18 protein-coding genes and 1 pseudogene are annotated in these 18123 nt (G+C 67.7%); 5 read left to right on the top strand and 14 right to left on the bottom strand.

Translation table 11 applies throughout. From position 1 onward, the window contains the following. Positions 1-23 precede the first annotated feature (23 nt). The 8 genes and pseudogenes from sepIVA to AU072_RS16740 form a co-directional block, all read right to left on the bottom strand. Positions 24-761, bottom strand: coding sequence for a cell division protein SepIVA (gene sepIVA / locus AU072_RS16775; protein WP_064351119.1), 738 nt, complete (start codon positions 759-761; stop codon positions 24-26). A 339-nt stretch (positions 762-1100) separates the two neighbouring features. Beyond that, positions 1101-1667 (bottom strand): hemerythrin domain-containing protein, encoded by a 567-nt coding sequence (locus AU072_RS16770; protein WP_064402771.1) that lies wholly within the window; start codon positions 1665-1667, stop codon positions 1101-1103. Positions 1668-1750: 83 nt separating this feature from the next. Then, positions 1751-2230 carry a pantetheine-phosphate adenylyltransferase gene (gene coaD, locus AU072_RS16765; protein WP_064414824.1) on the bottom strand — a complete coding sequence of 160 codons (480 nt, stop codon included), beginning with the start codon at positions 2228-2230 and terminating at the stop codon, positions 1751-1753. A gap of 11 nt (positions 2231-2241) precedes the next feature. Beyond that, positions 2242-2820 carry a 16S rRNA (guanine(966)-N(2))-methyltransferase RsmD gene (rsmD, locus tag AU072_RS16760; protein ID WP_082680804.1) on the bottom strand — a complete coding sequence of 193 codons (579 nt, stop codon included), beginning with the start codon at positions 2818-2820 and terminating at the stop codon, positions 2242-2244. Continuing rightward, positions 2817-6139: pseudogene (locus AU072_RS16755) on the bottom strand (pyruvate carboxylase). The gene rsmD and the pseudogene AU072_RS16755 overlap by 4 nt, the downstream one beginning before the upstream one ends. 35 nt (positions 6140-6174) lie before the next feature. Beyond that, positions 6175-6807 (bottom strand): vitamin K epoxide reductase family protein, encoded by a 633-nt coding sequence (locus tag AU072_RS16750; protein ID WP_064414822.1) that lies wholly within the window; start codon positions 6805-6807, stop codon positions 6175-6177. Further along, complete coding sequence (locus tag AU072_RS16745) at positions 6804-7580, bottom strand: DsbA family protein (protein WP_064414821.1); 777 nt, start codon at positions 7578-7580, stop codon at positions 6804-6806. The genes AU072_RS16750 and AU072_RS16745 overlap by 4 nt, the downstream gene beginning before the upstream one ends. A 35-nt stretch (positions 7581-7615) precedes the next feature. Then, entirely contained in the window at positions 7616-8704 is a 1089-nt protein-coding gene (locus AU072_RS16740) for an alpha/beta hydrolase (RefSeq protein WP_064414820.1), read from the bottom strand. Here AU072_RS16740 and AU072_RS16735 point away from each other — a divergent pair. Both AU072_RS16735 and AU072_RS16730 read left to right on the top strand, forming a co-directional pair. Then, entirely contained in the window at positions 8703-9533 is an 831-nt protein-coding gene (locus AU072_RS16735; protein ID WP_064414819.1) for an aldo/keto reductase, read from the top strand. The genes AU072_RS16740 and AU072_RS16735 overlap by 2 nt on opposite strands. Positions 9534-9538: 5 nt before the next feature. Then, complete coding sequence (locus tag AU072_RS16730) at positions 9539-10390, top strand: aldo/keto reductase (protein ID WP_064414818.1); 852 nt, start codon at positions 9539-9541, stop codon at positions 10388-10390. A 13-nt stretch (positions 10391-10403) separates the two neighbouring features. Here AU072_RS16730 and AU072_RS16725 read toward each other — a convergent pair whose 3' ends face one another. From AU072_RS16725 to AU072_RS16715, 3 genes are read right to left on the bottom strand one after another with little or no spacing between them, the layout of a single operon-like run. Further along, entirely contained in the window at positions 10404-11111 is a 708-nt protein-coding gene (locus AU072_RS16725) for an HNH endonuclease family protein (protein ID WP_064414817.1), read from the bottom strand. Beyond that, complete coding sequence (gene recG, locus AU072_RS16720) at positions 11108-13360, bottom strand: ATP-dependent DNA helicase RecG (RefSeq protein ID WP_064414816.1); 2253 nt, start codon at positions 13358-13360, stop codon at positions 11108-11110. Before recG ends, AU072_RS16725 begins: the two co-directional genes overlap by 4 nt. Before the next feature lie 2 nt (positions 13361-13362). Next, positions 13363-14997: a fatty acid kinase ATP-binding subunit FakA gene (locus tag AU072_RS16715; protein WP_064414815.1), complete on the bottom strand. Its 1635-nt coding sequence runs from the start codon at positions 14995-14997 to the stop codon at positions 13363-13365. 247 nt (positions 14998-15244) lie between these two features. Here AU072_RS16715 and rpmB point away from each other — a divergent pair, with 247 nt between their 5' ends. Then, positions 15245-15439 (top strand): 50S ribosomal protein L28, encoded by a 195-nt coding sequence (rpmB, locus tag AU072_RS16710; RefSeq protein WP_064351131.1) that lies wholly within the window; start codon positions 15245-15247, stop codon positions 15437-15439. Between the two features lie 44 nt (positions 15440-15483). After that, positions 15484-15819, top strand: a complete 336-nt coding sequence (locus AU072_RS16705) for a hypothetical protein (protein ID WP_064414814.1) — start codon at positions 15484-15486, stop codon at positions 15817-15819. Positions 15820-15821: 2 nt separating this feature from the next. Here the strand turns inward: AU072_RS16705 and AU072_RS16700 are convergent, their stop codons facing one another. Genes AU072_RS16700 through AU072_RS16690 form a run of 3 tightly spaced genes read right to left on the bottom strand, consistent with a single transcriptional unit; the run spans position 15822 to position 17761 of the window. Continuing rightward, positions 15822-16505 (bottom strand): uracil-DNA glycosylase, encoded by a 684-nt coding sequence (locus tag AU072_RS16700; RefSeq protein ID WP_064414813.1) that lies wholly within the window; start codon positions 16503-16505, stop codon positions 15822-15824. Continuing rightward, positions 16502-16792 (bottom strand): DUF1330 domain-containing protein, encoded by a 291-nt coding sequence (locus tag AU072_RS16695; RefSeq protein WP_064351134.1) that lies wholly within the window; start codon positions 16790-16792, stop codon positions 16502-16504. Before AU072_RS16695 ends, AU072_RS16700 begins: the two co-directional genes overlap by 4 nt. Before the next feature lie 15 nt (positions 16793-16807). Then, positions 16808-17761 carry a thiamine-phosphate kinase gene (locus AU072_RS16690; RefSeq protein WP_064414812.1) on the bottom strand — a complete coding sequence of 318 codons (954 nt, stop codon included), beginning with the start codon at positions 17759-17761 and terminating at the stop codon, positions 16808-16810. A 119-nt stretch (positions 17762-17880) separates the two neighbouring features. Between AU072_RS16690 and AU072_RS16685 the strand changes: the two genes are divergently transcribed. Beyond that, positions 17881-18123 carry an Lrp/AsnC ligand binding domain-containing protein gene (locus AU072_RS16685; protein ID WP_064415016.1) on the top strand — a complete coding sequence of 81 codons (243 nt, stop codon included), beginning with the start codon at positions 17881-17883 and terminating at the stop codon, positions 18121-18123.

The following is an 18123-nucleotide window of genomic DNA, read 5'->3' as shown; positions in this document are numbered from 1 at the left end:
GGGTTATTGGCGGCCCTCCGCGCTCAGCGGGCCGCGTAGTCGTGCGTGCCCGCGGCCGTGCGAAGTTGGTGCCGACCTCGACCGACGGAGCGCAACGTGCCGTTGAGGAAGTCCTCGAACTCGGCGAGCTTGCTGTCGACGTAGATGTCGCACTCGCCGCGCAGTCGATCGGCCTCGGCGTGGGCCGAGTCGATCAACCGGGTCGCCTCGGCGGTCGCGGTCTGCACGATCTCGGTCTGCGACACCAGGCGCTGCTGTTCCTTGATGCCCTCCTGCACAGCCTTCTCGTAGGCGAGGTTGCCGCTCTCGATGAGCCGGTCGGCTTCGGTCTTGGCCCGTCCGGTGCTGGCCTCGTACTCGCGCTTGGCGGTGGCGGCGACGCGGTTGGCCTCCTCGCGGGCCTCGCCGACCATCCGCTCGCTGTGCTGGCGAGCCTCGGCCACCATGCGATCGGCCTGCGCCTTCGCGTCGGCAAGCAGCCGGTCCGCCTCCGCGCGGGCGTGGTTCAGAACGGAGTCCGCCTCGGCGGTGGCCGTGGACACCATCGAGTCGGAGTGGTCCTTGGCCTCGCGCAGCATCCCGTCGCGGGCATCGAGGACGTCCTGCGCATCGTCGAGCTCACCGGGAATCGCGTCCTTGATGTCGTCGATCAGCTCGAGGACATCACCGCGGGGCACGACGCAGCCTGCCGTCATCGGCACGCCGCGGGCTTCTTCCACAATCGCGCTCAGTTCGTCGAGCGCCTCAAAAACTCGGTACACGGCAACACCCTCCAGGCGTAGTTGACAGTTACTAGTGTGCCTGGTGTTACCCCTGTGACTCAGCTTCCGGCCCGGTGTGTCGCCCGGGACCTCGGAAATTCATGGATTGCTGAGTCCCTCCACTCCCCAGGCCGCAACTCCCGGCTGAATTGCTGCTCGCATTATGTCAACCCGCATCAGAGGGGTCGAATTCAGCGGAAAAACCCGCCCCCGGTCGCCGTCACGCCGATGGCGTCCGGCCGGCCGGGGGCGGGCGACTTCTTGTCGAAACTGAACGTGTGCGCGAGAAAATCTACGATTCGTCGAACACAGGTACAAATCGGCGGCAGATGAGGGCGGCTATTTCACCGCCGCGCCGATGAGGTCACGAGCCCGGTCGAGCATCGAGGCGAACGGCCCGAGCGCGAAATTGGCCTTGGCCGACTCGACGCCGGCGTGCGGGTGGGTCGGCGCGATCGCCTCGGCGGCCTGCACTGCGCCCGCCATCCGCTTGAGGTCGTCACCGTCGAGGTTCTTCTGCAGGTGGCTGAACTCCTCGCGCTCCTCGAGCTCGGCGTGCTCGATCACGTCCTCGCGGAACTTCTTCAGCTCGTCGATGAACTCCTTGGACCCGATGTCCATCTTCTCCAGCCGCGAGAGGAACTCCTTGGCCTCGTGCTCCTCCTTGAGACGGGCGTCGACGATCGCCTCGCCGTCGGCGACCTCCTTGCGGGCGCGCGGGTGGACCACCATCTCCTCGGCGGTCTCGTGGACGGCCAGCAGCTGCCGCAGGTCGGCGAACGCCTTCTCACGCGCTTCGGTTTCCGACGCGTTCAGCACTTCTTCGAACAGGTCCTTGATCAGGTTGTGTTGATCGGTCAGAAACTTCACGACGTCATCGGTGTTCTGGACGAACGTTTCAGCCATGGCAGAAACCTCCTGCATTCTCGGTAGTGGTGTGGGCGCGAATGGGCTGTGCGCCTGAACCTGACTACCCCGGCTGGGGCGGATTAACCCTGGCTGAGCTTGGCCTGCAGACGCTTGTTGACCGCGGCGGGAAGTAGTTCGGAGACATCGCCACCCATCGACGCGACCTCTTTGGCCAACGACGACGACACGAACGAGTACTGCGGTGTCGCGGCCACAAAGAAGGTGTCGACGCCGGCGATGTGCTTGTTCATCTGCGCCATCTGCAGTTCGTATTCGAAGTCGGTACCAGAGCGCAGTCCCTTGACGATCGCCGTCACGCCACGCTGCCGGGCGAAGTCGACCACCAGGCCCTGACCCGATTCGACGCGCAGGTTCGGCAGGTGCTCGGTGGCCTCCTCGATCATCGCGATGCGCTCGTCGAGGGTGAACATGCCCTTCTTGTTCGGGTTGATCAGGACCGCCACGATCACCTCGTCGAACTGCGCGGCCGCGCGTTCGAAGACGTCGACGTGCCCGAGGGTGACCGGGTCGAAGGATCCGGGGCATACCGCGCCGCTCATGAGCGATGACGCTAGCAGGGCCGTTCCGGCGCCTCGGCAAGCTCCAGGCGGGTGTCGCCGTAGGCGCGCGGCGGCCATGCCCGCCAGCCCGGCGGCCACGTCAGCGGGGGTCCGCTTGCCGCGCGCTCCACCACGACGACGGTTCCCGCTCCGGCCCAACCCCGTTCGGCGAGCAGCATCAGGACCGACTCGATCTGCTCGGCGGTGACGTCGTACGGCGGATCGGCGAAGACCAGGTCGACCGGTCGCGAGCTGCCCGCGGTCAGCACCTCGGTGACGCCGCCGCGCCGCACGCTGGCCCCGGTGACACCGAGCGCCGCGATGTTGTCGGCGATGACTCCCGCGGCACGCCGGTCGGACTCGACGAACGTCGCTTCGGCCGCACCACGCGAGAGCGCCTCGAGGCCGAGCGCGCCCGAGCCGGCGTACAGATCGAGCACCGCGATCCCCCCGAAGTCGATTCGCGCAGCCAGAACGTTGAACAACGCTTCTCGCACCCGGTCGGTGGTGGGACGGGTCCCTCCCCCAGACCTGCTCTGGGGCACGGTGATTCGTCGACCGCCCAACGCGCCGGCAATGATGCGGGTCAGCTGACCACCACCAGCAGATCGCCGCCTTCGACCTGCGCCGTCTCCGAGACCGCGACCCGGTTCACCTTGCCCGCTTTGGGTGCGGTGATGGCGGCCTCCATCTTCATGGCCTCGATCGTGGCGACCGTCTGACCGGCCTGCACCTCGTCGTCGACGGAGACGGCGACGGCGACCACACCGGCGAAGGGTGCTGCGATGTGGTCCGGATTGGACTTGTCGGCCTTCTCCGCGGTCGGGATATCGCTGGCGACGTTGCGGTCCCGCACCAGTACCGGCCGCAGTTGGCCGTTGAGGATGCACATCACGGTCCGCATGCCGCGCTCGTCGGGATCGGAGATCGCCTCGAGCCCGATCAGCAGTTCGACGCCCCGCTCCAGCCGGACCCGGTGCTCCTCGTCGCTGCGCAGCCCGTAGAAGAACTGGTTCGCCGACAGGCTCGACGTGTCGCCGTACTGCTCGCGGTGGGCCTCGAGTTCCTTTGTGGGACCGGGAAACAGCAACCGGTTCAGCGCGGCCTGCCGCTTCGGGCCCGCCTGGGCGAGCACCGCTTCGTCCTCCTCGCTGAGTTCCTCCTGCGACTTGGCCGGCGCACGACCGGCCAGTGCCTTGGTGCGCAGCGGTTCGGGCCATCCGCCGGGCGGATCCCCGAGTTCGCCGCGCAGGAATCCGACCACCGAATCGGGAATGTCCAACCGCGCTGGGTCCGAGGCGAATTCATCGGCGCTGATACCCGCCCCGAGCAACGCCAGCGCGAGGTCGCCCACCACCTTCGACGACGGGGTCACCTTCACAAGCCGGCCGAGCACCCGATCGGCAGCAGCGTAGTTGGCTTCGATCTCCTCGAAGCGGTCGCCGAACCCGAGCGCGATCGCCTGCTGGCGCAGGTTCGACAGCTGACCGCCGGGAATCTCGTGGTGATACACCCGCCCCGTCGGAGAAGGAGGCCCAGACGCCACAACATCGAACGGCGCGTACACCTTTCGCAGCGCCTCCCAATACGGTTCGAGGTCGCACACCGCTTGCAGCGACAACCCGGTGTCGAACTCGGTGTGCGCGGTCGCGGCGACGATCGAACTCAGCGCGGGCTGGCTGGTGGTGCCGGCCAGCGGTGCGGATGCTCCGTCGACGGCGCTCGCGCCCGCCTGCCACGCGGCCAGATACGTCGCCAACTGGCCGCCCGGGGTGTCGTGGGTGTGCACATGCACGGGCAGATCGAAGCGGCTGCGCAGAGCGCTGATCAACGTGTGCGCGGCGTGCGGGCGCAACAGCCCGGCCATGTCCTTGATCGCCAGCACGTGGGCGCCCGCGTCGACGATCTGTTCGGCGAGCTTCAGGTAGTAGTCCAGGGTGTAGAGGTTCTCGCCGGGGTCGGACAGGTCCCCGGTGTAGCTCATCGCGACTTCGGCGATGGCCGTGCCGGTTTCGCGGACCGCGTCGATGGCCGGGCGCATGGATTCGACGTTGTTGAGCGCGTCGAAGATGCGGTAGATGTCGATGCCCGTCGCCGTCGCTTCGGCGACGAAGGCGTGGGTGACGGTTTCCGGGTACGGGGTGTAACCGACGGTGTTGCGGCCACGCAGCAGCATCTGCAGGCAGATGTTCGGGACGGCCTCCCGCAGCACGGCCAGCCGCTCCCACGGGTCTTCCTTCAAGAACCGAAGCGCCACATCGTAAGTCGCCCCGCCCCAGCATTCGAGAGAGAGCAACTGCGGGGTCATGCGCGCGACGTAGGGCGCCACCATCGACAGTCCGGTGGTGCGCACCCGGGTGGCCAGCAGCGACTGGTGGGCATCGCGGAATGTCGTGTCGGTGAGGCCCAACGGTTTGGAGTCGCGCAGCCAGCGGGCGAACCCCTCGGGGCCCAGTTCGGTCAGCAGTTGCTTGCTGCCGGCGGGCGGCGGCGCCTCCAGATCGATGTCGGGCAGCTTGTCCTGCGGGTACACCGACGCGGTTCGCGGGCCATGTGGCTGGTTGACCGTCACGTCGGCCAGGTAGTTGAGGATCTTGGTGCCGCGATCGGCGGGTGTTCTGGCGGTCAGCAGATACGGGCGTTCGTCGATGAACGACGTGGTGATGCGTCCGGCCCGGAAATCCGGATCGTTGACCACCGCCTGCAGGAACGGGATGTTCGTCGACACCCCGCGAATGCGGAACTCGGCCAGCGCGCGGCGCGCCCGCGCCACCGCGGTGCCGAAGTCGCGTCCGCGACACGTCAGCTTCACCAGCATCGAGTCGAAATGCGCGCTGATCTCCGCGCCCAGGTGGGTACCGCCGTCCAACCGGATGCCCGCGCCGCCGGGGGTGCGGTATCCGGTGATGCGGCCGGTGTCGGGCCGGAATCCGTTGGCGGGGTCCTCGGTGGTGATCCGGCACTGCAGCGCGAAACCACGCGGCGACGGCAGCGCCTCCTGGCTCAAGCCGAGGCCCTCCAACGTCTCCCCATCGGCGATGCGCAACTGGCTGGACACCAGGTCGACATCGGTGATCTCTTCGGTGACCGTGTGCTCGACCTGGATGCGCGGATTGCACTCGATGAACACGTAATGGCCGCGCTCGTCGAGCAGGAATTCCACGGTGCCGGCGAACGTGTAGCCGATCTGCCGGGCGAACGCGACCGCGTCCTGGCAAATCCGTTGCCGCAGTTCGTCTGAGAGGTTCGGGGCGGGCGCGAGCTCGATGACCTTCTGGTGCCTGCGCTGCACGCTGCAGTCCCGTTCGAACAGGTGCATCACGTTGCCGTGGGTGTCGGCCAGGATCTGCACCTCGATGTGGCGGGGGTTGAGCACGGCCTGTTCGAGATACAGCGTCGGGTCGCCGAACGCCGACTCGGCTTCGCGCGCCGCGGCATCGATCGCGTCGGCAAGCGAGTCGATGTCGGCGACCCGCCGCTTCCCCCGGCCGACGCCGACGGTGCCGACGAGTTGAGCACCGGCAGCCCGGCCGAGCGGGCCGCGTCGATCGCCCGCGACTTGTTGCCCGTCAGCTCGAGCACATGAGCGCTCGGCCCGACGAACGTGATCCCGGCCTGCGCGCACGCCGCCGCCAAGGCCGGATTCTCCGACAGGAAGCCGTATCCCGGATAGACCGCGTCGGCTCCCGCGTGCTTTGCGACCCGGATGATCTCCTCGACCGACAGGTAGGCGCGCACGGGATGGCCGGTCTCGCCGATCTGGTAGGACTCGTCGGCCTTCAGCCGGTGCACGCTGTTGCGGTCCTCGTACGGGTAGACCGCGACGGTGTCGATCCCCATCTCGTAGGCGGCCCGGAAAGCGCGGATCGCGATCTCGCCACGATTGGCGACCAGGACTTTAGAGATCATGGGCGATCACGCACGTACTTTAACCTCCGGGCGGATCAGATCAGCGTGGACCAGTAGCTCCAGAAGCGCACGAGGATCAGCAGGAGCAGGCCGGTGAACCACAACGTGACCAAAGACCACCGCCACGTGTGCAGCACTCGCGCAACGGTGTTTCCGCGTTGGGGCGCGAGCGCGATGACCGCGACGACCACCAACAGCGGGATCGTCACCGCCCACACCACCATGCAGTACGGGCACAGCGCGCCGATGCGGTAGAGGCTCTGGAAGATGAGCCAGTGCACGAAGGCGGCACCCAACAGCGTGCCGACGGCCAGTCCGGCCCAATACCAGCGCGGCAACTCGACCTTGGCGAGCGCGAGCACACCGGTCACCACCACGATCGTGAACGAGATGATGCCGATCAACGAGTTGGGGAATCCGAACGCGGACGCCTGCGGCGTGATCATCACCGAGCCGCAGGACAGCACCGGATTGAAGCTGCATGACGGGACGTACTCCGGATCGATCAGCAGCTCGATCTTCTCGACCGTCAGCGCGAGCGCGGCGGCAAGCCCCAGCACACCCGCGATGAGGATCCACACCGCGCTCGGACGTCCCACCGACGGGCCCGCCGGCTCATGCGCCGTGGGTTCGGACGGCTGGACGGCCCCGGGCGCGGCGAGCGTCACGGCCTCGCCGGCTGGGTCGGATCGGGGTTGGGCGGCGGCGCGCCGGCGTCCAGTGCAGGCACCTCGCCGACGATCTTCTCGATCTCGGCGATCAGCGCGTCGGGTGTCGACGGCGAGTAGTCCTCACCGTTGATCCGGATGGTCGGCGTCGAGTTGACCCCGCTCGCCTTGGCCAGGCCCTTGACCATGTCGTTGAAGCGTCCCCCGTTGATGCAGGCCGGCACCTCACCGGTCACCCCCGCCTGACGGGCGACCTCGATCAGCCGGGCGTTGTCTGGGAAGGGGCCCACACCCTCGGGAGGCTGTTGCGCGAAGAGCGCGCCGTGGAACCGCCGGAAGGCTTCCGTGTCCGCTTCGGCGACGCAGTAGCCGGCGTTGGCCGCGCGGGTCGAGTAGCCCTGCCCCGCCCGGTCGAGGATGGACACCATGTTGTAGTCGACGGCCACCGCACCGCTGTCGATCAGCCGGTTGATCGTCGGGCCGAACTGCCTCTCGAAGTTCCCGCACGCCGGGCACAGGAAATCCTCGTAGAGCGCCAGCACCGCTTTGGGCTCGGATGTGCCCTCTTGGGTGATCACGTTGCTCGACGCGACGCGGACCGCCCTGGTCTCGCCCTCACCGGGTTTGTCCTCTTTGGTCATCACGATGTAGAGCACCAGCGCGACCGCGAAGATCACGACAACGGAGGTCAGGCCGATCTGCACAGCCCGGTTCCGCTTGCGGTCGGCCGCCTTCAGGTCGTAGCGCGGGGTCTTCTTGGGTTTCGAGGCCACGCAGGTAAGAGTACCGGCGCGATTCCGCCGCCCCGTCAGCCGCGGGCCAGATGCGCGCGCAGTGCCGAGATGACCTCGGCAATCGCGGTGGCGCTGTCACCGCCGAACGGGAAGAAGTTCGCGAAGCCGTGGATCAGCGATCCGAACTCCCGGTGGTCGACGCGGACGCCGGCGGCCCGCATGGCCTCGGCGTACTGCCTGCCTTCGTCGCGCAGCGGGTCGAAACCGGCGGTGACGATCAGCGTCGGCGCCAAGCCCGACAGGTCGTCGGCGAGCAGCGGTGACACCCGTGGGTCGCCGGCATCGATCCCGCCGCTGAGGTATTTGTCGCGGAACCAGTCGATGTCGTCGCGCGTGAGGAAGTAGCCCTCGGAGAACAGCACCTGCGACCTGGTCGTGTCGCGGTAGTTGACGACCGGATACAGCAGGAACTGAAGGGCGGGTTGCGGTCCCTCGCTGCGGGCGCGGTGCGCGACGAGCGTGGCCTGGTTGCCGCCCGCGCTGTCACCGCCCACGGCGACGCGTTCGGGGTCGGCACCCAGTTCGGTGGCGTGTTCGCACGCCCAGCGGAAGGCGGCGTAGGCGTCGTCGGTGCCCGCGGGGGCGGGATGTTCGGGCGCCAGGCGGTAGTCGACGGACAGCACGTGCATCTGGCCGCGGTGGCAGATCTCACGGCACAGGTCGTCGTGCGATTCGATGCTGCCGATGACCTGCCCGCCGCCGTGGAAGAAGACCAGCAGGGCCCCGTCATCGTCGATGGGCCGGTAATGACGCGCGCGGATCGCCCCGACGGGTCCGGGAATCGAGAGATCTTTCACCGACGCGACCGGGATGTTCTGTTTGAAACCCACGGCCAGCGTTTCGAGTTGGCCGCGGGCGGCGGCGACGTCGTCGGCGTTGACCAAACCGTCGATCCCGGTGAGTTTCTGTCCGGCGAGCATCAACTGCAGCGTCGTGTCCAGCGTGTTGCCGTCGATGCTGACCGTGCGGCGCCCGAGCAGGAGACGCTTGACCCCCTCGGGGATTCGGGGCAACGCGCGGAGGGTAACGCCCGCTGCGGTGTTGACCAGGGTCTCCTTGCGGGTCGGCCGCCACTGGTCATGGGCTGGCAGACTTTGGGTCATGGCTTCTCCCTCGATCACGTTGAACGACGGTAATTCGATACCTCAGGTTGGGCTCGGAGTTTGGCAGACCCCGCCCGAGGACACCGAACGCGCGGTCGCGACCGCGCTGGAGGCCGGCTACCGCCACATCGACACCGCCGCCGCGTACCGGAACGAACGTGAGGTCGGCGAGGCACTGAAAAAGTCGGGTCTCCCGCGCGATCAGGTGTTCATCACCACCAAGCTGTGGAACTCCGACCAGGGCTACGACAGCACGCTGCGCGCCTTCGACAAGAGCATGGACCGGCTGGGGCTCGACTCCCTCGATCTGTACCTCATCCACTGGCCGATGCCGGCCAAGGGCGCGTTCGTCGAGACGTTCAAGGCCTTCGCCGACCTGCGTGAGCAGGGGCGCATCCGGTCGATCGGGGTGAGCAACTTCGAACCCGAACACCTGCGCGAACTCGTCGACGCCACCGGGATCGTGCCGGCGGTCAACCAGATCGAACTGCATCCGCTGCTGCAGCAGGAGGAGCTGCGCGAGATGCACGCCCAGATGGGCATCGCCACCGAGGCGTGGAGTCCGCTCGGCCAGGGTTCACTGCTGTCGAACGACACCGTGGTCTCGGTCGCCGAGGCGCACGGGAAGACACCGGCCCAGGTGTTGATTAGGTGGCATATGCAGCTCGGCAATATAGTCATCCCGAAGTCGGTGACCCCCGAGAGAATCGTGAGCAACTTCGACGTGTTCGATTTCGAGTTGAGCGAGCAGGACATGGCGTCCGTCTCGACGCTCGGCGACGGCACTCGGTTGGGCCCCGATCCGCGAACATTCGAATTCACGGGGTAGGTGAAATGACCGAATCGCCGGGCAACGCTGCTGCGGTTCCGACCGTCACGCTCAACGACGACCACACGATGCCGGTGTTCGGACTCGGTGTCGGCGAGCTGTCGGACTCCGAGGCCGAGCAGGCGGTGCTGGCGGCGTTGTCCGCCGGCTACCGGCTGATCGACACGGCCGCTTCATACGGCAACGAGGAAGCGGTCGGGCGGGCCATCAAGGCCTCCGGGGTGCCTCGCGACGAGATCTTCGTCACCACCAAGCTCGCCACTCCCGATCTGGGTTTCCAGTCGTCGCAGGACGCGCTCAAGGCAAGCCTGGACAGGCTCGGGCTCGACTACGTCGACCTGTACCTGATCCACTGGCCCGCCGGCGAACAGGGCAAGTACGTCGACAGCTGGGGCGGGTTGATGAAGCGCAAGGAGGTCGGCGACACCAAGTCGATCGGGGTCGCCAACTTCCACGCCGAGCACCTGTCGGACGTGATCGACCTGTCGTTCTTCACCCCGGCGGTCAACCAGATCGAGCTGCACCCGCTGCTCAGCCAGGCGGAGCTGCGTGAGGTAAACGCCGGGTACGGCATCGTCACCCAGGCGTATGGCCCCCTGGGCGTCGGGCGCCTGCTGGAAAACGAGACGGTGACGTCGATCGCGCAGGCGCACGGCAAGACCGCCGCGCAGGTGTTGATCCGGTGGAGCGTTCAGCTCGGCAACGCGGTCATCGCCCGCTCGTCGAAACCGGAGCGGATCGCCGCCAACCTCGAGGTGTTCGACTTCGAGCTCACCGACGACGAGATGGCCTCACTCAACGGCCTCGACGAGGGCACCCGGTTTCGCCCGGACCCCGAAACCTACACCGGCACATAGCTCTTAGAGGAGCTCAGCCCGTCGGGCAGGTGGCGGCTGCGTCGCGCAGCACGGTGGCCGAGGGCGCGTCGATCGGCAGTCGGTATCCGCGGAGCACCGCGATGAACTGCATCGCGTACTGGCAGTGAAACGCCGCATTGGGTGGCATCCAGGTCGCGGGCTCCTGGTCCCCTTTGTCCTGGTTGGCGTTTCCGGCCACCGCGAGGAGATTCGCCGGATCGTTGGCGAACCGGACGCGCAGGTCGTCGGGCCAGTTGCGCGCCCCGAGATCCCAGGCAAGCGCCAACGGCACGATGTGGTCGATCTGCACTGCGGCGCCCGTCTTCTCGCCGCGGGTGAAGGCGACGACGGCGTTGGTGTACGGGTCGTGCAGCGTGCCGGTCGCAACGGCGTCAGGGCAACGCTTGATCGACACGAACGTCTTGTCGTCGAGGTCGCGGTTGAGGATGTCGTTGCGGGTGTCGCAGCCGTTGTGCCCGCCCGGGGCCGAGTTGTCGTCGGTCCAGCTGTCCCCGAAAGCGGCTCTGCGATAGTCGTATCCGCGAATTCGCAGCGGTATGACGGGGACGCCGGCGAGAACGTCGACGCCTGGAGCCACGGTCGGGATGTCGGCGCGTGCGATGAACTGTGCCCGGTCGCCTGCCGAGTTGACCGCCTGCACGGCGACGATCACGGCGAGGGCGACGATCGCCGTCAGCCACAGCAGATGCCCACGCTTCATGCCTTGTCCAGGAATTCGACGCGGTCATCGCTGACGAACGGGGCCGCCAACGCCGCCATACCCGCATTGTCGGGATCGTTCTCGTACAGCCGTGCGCAGAAGTCGCGGGCCGTCACGATGATGTCGAGGTGCTCCTGCAGCGACAGGAACCGCAGCGTGATTGCGCGGCCCGATTGGTTGAATCCCAACACATCTCCCTCTTGCCGTTCGTAGAGGTCGAGGTCGGCGAGCTTGAACCCGTCCAATGTGGATGCGACGGCGGTCAGCCGGGCGCCGGCCTTGGAGCCCTGCGGGAGTTTGGTGACGAGCAGGCACAGGCTCGGATGCTGTCCGCGGCCGATCCGCCCGCGCAACTGGTGCAGTTGGCTGATGCCGAACCGGTCGGCGTCCATCACGACCATCACCGTCGCATTCGGCACATCGACGCCCACTTCGATGACCGTCGTGCACACCAGCACGTCGATCTCACCCGCGCGGTAAGCCGCCATCACGGCGTCCTTCTCGTCGGCGGGCAGCCTGCCGTGCATGAGCCCGAGCCGCAGATCGGCCAGCGGACCGCGGCTCAGTCGGGCGAACAACTCGACGACCGTGATCGGCGGCGGACCGCCCTCCTTCTCGTGGGCCTCCTTGTCGTTGGCCGACTTGTCGTTTTCGTCGATCCGCGAGGCCACCACGTACGCCTGCCTGCCCTGGCTCACCTCTTCGGCGATGCGCTGCCAGACCCGGTCCAGCCAGCGCGGGTGTTCGTTGAGGAAGACGGTGTTGGTGGTGATCGGTTGCCTGCCCCGCGGCAGCTCACGCAGCGTCGAGGTCTCCAGGTCACCGTAATAGGTCAGGGCGACGGTGCGCGGTATCGGGGTGGCCGTCATCACCAAAAGATGTGGTGTGATGCCCGCAGGTGCCTTGCCGCGCAACCGATCCCGTTGCTCGACGCCGAACCGGTGCTGCTCGTCGACGACCACCATGCCGAGGCGGTGGAACTCGACTGCGTCCTGAAGCAAGGCGTGCGTGCCGATGACGATGCCCGCCTCACTGCCGGCGACCTCGTCGCGTACCGCGCGTTTCTGTTGCGCCGTCATCGATCCGGTCAGCAGCGCGATGCGGGTGGCGCCGTCCACACCACCGAGTTGACCCGCCATCGCCAATGGACCGAGAACGGCGCGAATGGAGCGGGCATGCTGTGCGGCAAGAACTTCGGTGGGTGCGAGCAAGGCGCACTGATAGCCGGCGTCGACCATCTGCAGCATCGCCAGCACCGAGACGATCGTCTTGCCCGAACCGACCTCGCCCTGCAGCATGCGGTTCATCGGTCGGGTGCTTGTCAGTTCGCCCGAGATGACGTCGAGCACTTCCTTCTGGCCGTCGGTCAATTCGAACGGCAGCTGTTCACTCATGGCGGCGACGAGCCCATCGTCACGGCGCTCGGCGACCGGACCGGACTCGCTGCGCTCACCGTGGCGTCGGTCGACCAGCGCCCACTGCAGACCGATGGCCTCGTCGTATGTCAGACGGGCGACGGCCGCGTCCCGGTCGGCCGACCTCTCCGCGGTGTGGATCGCCCGCAGCGCCTGATCCTCGGTGATCAAATGGTGTTGTCGGAGAAAGGTTTCCGGCAGCGGTTCGGGGATCGGATCCAACACGTCGAGCACCTGACGGACACAGGCGTAGATCTCCCACGTCTGAACCTTGGCGCTCGCCGGGTAGATCGGAAAGAACTCACGCTCGAACGCCACGAGCAGATCGTCGCCGGTCGCTCCGGATGTCGACGCTATCGTCTTGAGCGACTTCGTCCCGAACGTCTTTCCGTGCGGTGACTCCAACACGAGAAACGCCGGGTGCGTCAACTGCAACGACCCCCGGAAGTATTTGACCTCTCCCGACAGCATCAGCCGAGTTCCTTCCGTGAGGCCGTCGATCATCCAGTCCGCGTTGAAGAACGTCGCACTGACCGTGCGCCCTCGGCGACCGAGCGTGACGCGCAACCATTTGCGCTTCCTCATCTTCTTGGTCTTCTTGTCGAACTGCGGCTTCATATCACCGGTTCGGGTGCCGGTGATGGTGTCGATGAACGTGACGTGCTCGCCCTCTTCGAGCTCCTCGCCTTCGTCGAGCACGGTCATCCCGTCGCTGTACTTGCGGGGATAGTGACGCAGCAGATCGTTGACCGTGTGGATGCCGAAGTGCTCGGCGAGCGGGTCCGCGGCCTTCTTGCCGAGCACGAAGTCGAGACGGTCGGACAACGTCGCCACGGCTATTCGACCCCGATCAGCAGCGCATCGCCGCGGTGGCCGGTGTGGTAGGTCACCAGTTCGATGCCGAGGTGCCGGTCGTGCACGTGCTCGGAGAGTGCGGCGGCGACACCCTCGTCGACCCCGGCGCCGGTGAGGACCGTAACGAGTTCACCACCGGCGGCCAGCAGCAGGTCGATCAGCCCCGCTCCCGCCGCGCTCAGATCGTCACCGACGATCAGCACCTCGTCGCCGGAAATGCCCAGGCCGTCGCCCGGCTTGCACATCCCCGCCCAGGTGAGCGCTTCCTCGGTGGCGATCCGCACCGATCCGTGCCGGGCCCCGGCGGCCGCCCTGGCCATGGTGTACCCGTCGTCGACGGCCTGGCGCGAGTCGTCATGGACCGCCAGGGCCGCCAAGCCTTGAACCATGGACGCCGTGGGCACGGGTACCACGTCCACGCCCCAACCCATCGCGGCGGTACACCCGGCGACCAGTTCTTCGGCCGCGACGTATCCGTTCGGCAAGATCATCGCCTGACCCGCGTCGGCGTTGACCAGCGCGTGAAGGAGCTGCTTGGCGCGCACCGGCGCGTCGTCCTCGAGTCGCAACACGTGGGCGCCCTCGGCCGCGAACAACTCCTCGGCGCCCTGCCCGTCCACGACAGCGAGCACCGCCCGTCCACGCGACCACGACCCGACCGGGCGCGCGCCGCCGCCGGTGAGAGCGGTGATCTGGATGCGGCTGGTCGCGCCCACCGCGAGACCGGCCTCGACGGCGGCGCCGGCGTCATCGGCATGCACGTGCACCGAGTAATGGCCCCCGCCGTCCGACGAGGCGGCGATGGCCACCGAGTCGCCCAGCGCGTCGAGGTCGCTGCGCAGTTTCTCCACCCCCGCCCGATCGCATCCACTGAGCAGGTACATCACCTCGAACTGTGGAGCCGCGACGACCCGGGCCGCACCGGAGTCGCTGGGCGGCGGCGCAGAGACGTACTCCGGCCTCCGCGGCGCGCTGTCGGTCAGCGTCGTGCTCATCGCGTCCAGCAGTACCAGCAGGCCGCGCCCTCCTGCGTCCACCACGCCCGCGCGGGCCAATACGTCGAGTTGGCCGGTGGTCCTCTCCAGCGACTGCGCCGCGGCATCCGCCGCCTTGCCCACGACGTCGGGCAGTTCGGCACCGTCGGTCGAAGCCTGCTCGGCGGCCTCGGCCGCGTCCTGGAGGACGGTGACGATGGTCCCCGGCACGGCCTCGCCCATCGCCCGAATCACCAGCACCACGGCGTGGCGAAGTGCGGCGGCGAACAGCGGGCCGTCCACCCGGTCGAGACCACCGCGCAGGTCGGCCGCGGCTTCCGCGGTGACCTCGGCCAGCGCGCGCAGTATCTGGGACAGGATCACACCGGAGTTTCCGCGCGCCCCGTGGATGGCGCCGCGCGCCAGCGCCGCAGCGACCTCGGCGACGTCGCGGGCGCCGGCCAGGGCATCGGCTTGCGCCCACGCCGAACGCATGGTGAACAGCATGTTCGTGCCGGTGTCGGCGTCGGCGACCGGGAACACGTTGAGCCGGTTGATCTCGTCGGTGTGGGTGATGAGGTCACCGACCGCAGTGTGCGACCACTTCTGCAGGGTGAAGGCATCGAGCAGTCGAGCCGACATGCTTAACCTCCGCAGAAATGTGACGCTTGACGCACCCCGCCGTGCCGGTCAGCCTAGCGATCGGACCTGACAGCCTCGGCACAACGTTCTCGCCGCTCGGTAGGCTGGTGCGGGCTCGCGCGCAGCGCGGGACGGCATTTTGGCGTTCGCTGCGGCTCCCGGTATCCTGGTCAGGTTGTCGGGTCGAGCCGCGCCGGTCGCGGTGCCGCGACCCGGACCCCACGTACTGATCTGAGGAGTTCTGCATATGGCTGCCGTGTGCGATATCTGCGGGAAGGGACCCGGCTTCGGCAAGTCGGTCTCGCACTCCCATCGCCGGACCAGCCGTCGCTGGGATCCCAACATCCAGACGGTGCGCGCTGTGACCCGCCCCGGGGGCAACAAGCAGCGCATGAACGTGTGCACCTCGTGCATCAAGGCGGGAAAGGTCTCGCGCGGCTGACCCGCGGGCGATTGCCGCGGTCAGCGACCGGGTAGCCGTGCTGCATGACTTCTCGTGCAGCAGCAAGATCCACCCTCATCGCGCTGGCGTCCGGATGTGCGCTGGCCCTTCTGACCGCGTGCGGCGGCGGTGACTCCGCCGGCGACGAGACCACCACCACGACCACCACGACGCCGACCACCACGACGGTGGAGGTGACGGTGGAGACCAGTGCGCCGGAGACCACCACACCGTCGCCGGAACTGCCGGCCACCACCACCGAGGGCGGGGGCGCTGACGGGGGCACCGTCGAGGTTCCGGTCCCCGACGTGCCGTCACCCCCGGCGATTCCGTCTCCTCCGCCGATTCCCTCGCCGCCTCCGATCCCGGGCGTCGGATAGCTCTAGGGAAGCCGCCAGTCGATCGGCTCGGCACCCATCTTCTCGAGCAGTTCGTTCGCGCGGCTGAACGGTCGCGAGCCGAAGAAACCGCGCGAGGCCGACAGCGGTGACGGGTGCGGCGACTCGATCGCCACGCAGTCGGCGCCGTCCAGCATCGGTTTGAGCGTCGAGGCGTCGCGACCCCACAGCACCGCGACCAACGGCTGCCCACGTGCGACCAGCGCGCGAATCGCACACTCGGTCACCGCTTCCCAGCCCTTACCGCGATGCGACGCCGGGTTTCCAGGTCGAACGGTGAGCACCCTGTTGAGCAGCATCACCCCGCGCTCGGCCCACGGCGTCAGGTCACCGGTGGCCGGTGCGGCGTAGCCGAGGTCGCTTCCGTACTCCTTGAAGATGTTCTCCAGGCTGCGCGGCAGGGGCCGCACCTCGGGCGCCACGGAGAAACTGAGGCCGACGGCGTGACCGGGCGTCGGGTACGGATCCTGCCCGACGATCAGCACCCGCACCCTGTCCATCGGAAAAGTGAACGCGCGCAACACGTTCTGACCCGCAGGCAGATACCCGTTTCCGGCGGCCAGTTCGGCGCGCAGGAACTCACCCATCTGCGCGACCTGACCCGCGACCGGCTCCAGAGCCGTGGCCCAGCCCCGCTCGACGAGTTCGTGCAGCGGCCGCGCCGTCATGCCAAACCCTCGATCAGCATCACCACTGAGTCGGTGCCGGCTCGACGGTCCTTCGAGATCTCCTGGTAGTCGGGCGAGTTGGCCCAGGCCCGAAACGAGGCCTCATCGGGAAACGACATCAACACGACCTTCTCGCGGTCAGACTGGCCCTCCAGGATCTGCGGAGAGTCGTCGGCCGCGAGCAACGTCCCCGAATACCGGTTGAAGACCTCCAGGAAACGGGCTTGGTAGCGGTCATAGGCGGCACGGTCCGTGAACCTCAGCTGGGCGATGGCGTACACGGTCACGAGTCGACACCCTAACTAGTCGAACGACTGCCACCCGGGATTCCCCTGCCACGCCGCGCCGTCGACCAAGACCCTTCCGGGACCGTCCTGCACGCGGCCGATCTCCCGCCACCCGGACGGCGGCGGCCCCGGGAAGGTCGCGACCAGCGCATGATCCTCCCCGCCACCGAGAACCCACGCCCACGCATCGGCACCCACCGCTTCGGCGGCGCCGGCGAGGACGTCGCGGTCACCGGTCAATGCCGCGGTCGACAGGTCGATGCCGACACCGGACGCCTCAGCGATGTGGCCGAGGTCGGCCAGCAGACCGTCGGACACGTCGGTCATCGCGGTGGCACCGCTTTCGGCGGCGACGCGGCCCTGACCATAAGGCGGCTGCGGCGCGACATGACACTGACGAAGTTCGTCGAAACGCTGAATACCGTTGCGCCACAGGTCGAACCCAGCGGCCGAACGACCGATGCCGCCGACGACGGCCACCACGTCACCGGGTCGCGCCCCGCTGCGGCGCACCGGATCGCGACCGTCGAGGTCACCGAGCGCCGTCACCGAGATCACCCATTGCGGCGCGCTGACGAGGTCGCCGCCGACGATGCCCGCGCCCATCGCCTCGGCTTCGCGCCACATGCCGTCGGCGAGTTGCAGGGCCTGGGCGGCCGGCGTATCCGAGGGTGCTCCGAACGCAACCACGAAGGCGGTCGCGCGTGCGCCCATCGCCTCGATGTCGGCGGCGTTCTGCGCGATCGCCTTGCGCCCGACGTCGTGAGGCGTCGACCAGTCCAGCCGAAAGTGACGCTCGGCCACCAGCATGTCGGTGCTCACGACCGTCTTTCCGTCGGGCGCGAACAGCACCGCGGCGTCGTCACCGGGCCCCAGCGCAACGGCGCCCGGCTGGCGGCGCCCGGACACCAATCGCCGGATCACCGCGAACTCGCCCATTTGCGCCAGGGTTTCGGCATTGGACGCCATGTCACCTCCCGTCGCGGCCGCTTCGTGTCCGTTTCGTGCCGGCCTGAACACCGGCCGCACCTGCGGTACGTTAAGCGCCTGCGGCGTGGAGTCTATGCAGCGATGTGGAGGAACAGCGGGTGGTCGAGGCTTTCATGCTGATTCAGACCGAGGTGGGCCGCGCCGAGGTCGTCGCCAAACAACTCGCCGCGCTTCCCGGCGTGGTGTCCGCGGAGTCCGTGACGGGACCGTATGACGTGGTCGTGCGGGTGGGCGCCGACACCTTGGCCGATCTCAAAGCCGCCGTGGTTCCCAATGTTCAACAGGTGACCGGTATCACGCGGACACTGACCTGTCCGATCGCCAACGTGGCTCCTCTCTAG

It is taken from the genome of Mycolicibacterium novocastrense (genome assembly GCF_001499835.1).
GTDB lineage: Bacteria > Actinomycetota > Actinomycetes > Mycobacteriales > Mycobacteriaceae > Mycobacterium > Mycobacterium novocastrense.
The sequence above is the reverse complement of the archived record's forward strand: the minus strand, read 5'-3'. Positions and strand labels throughout refer to the sequence as shown.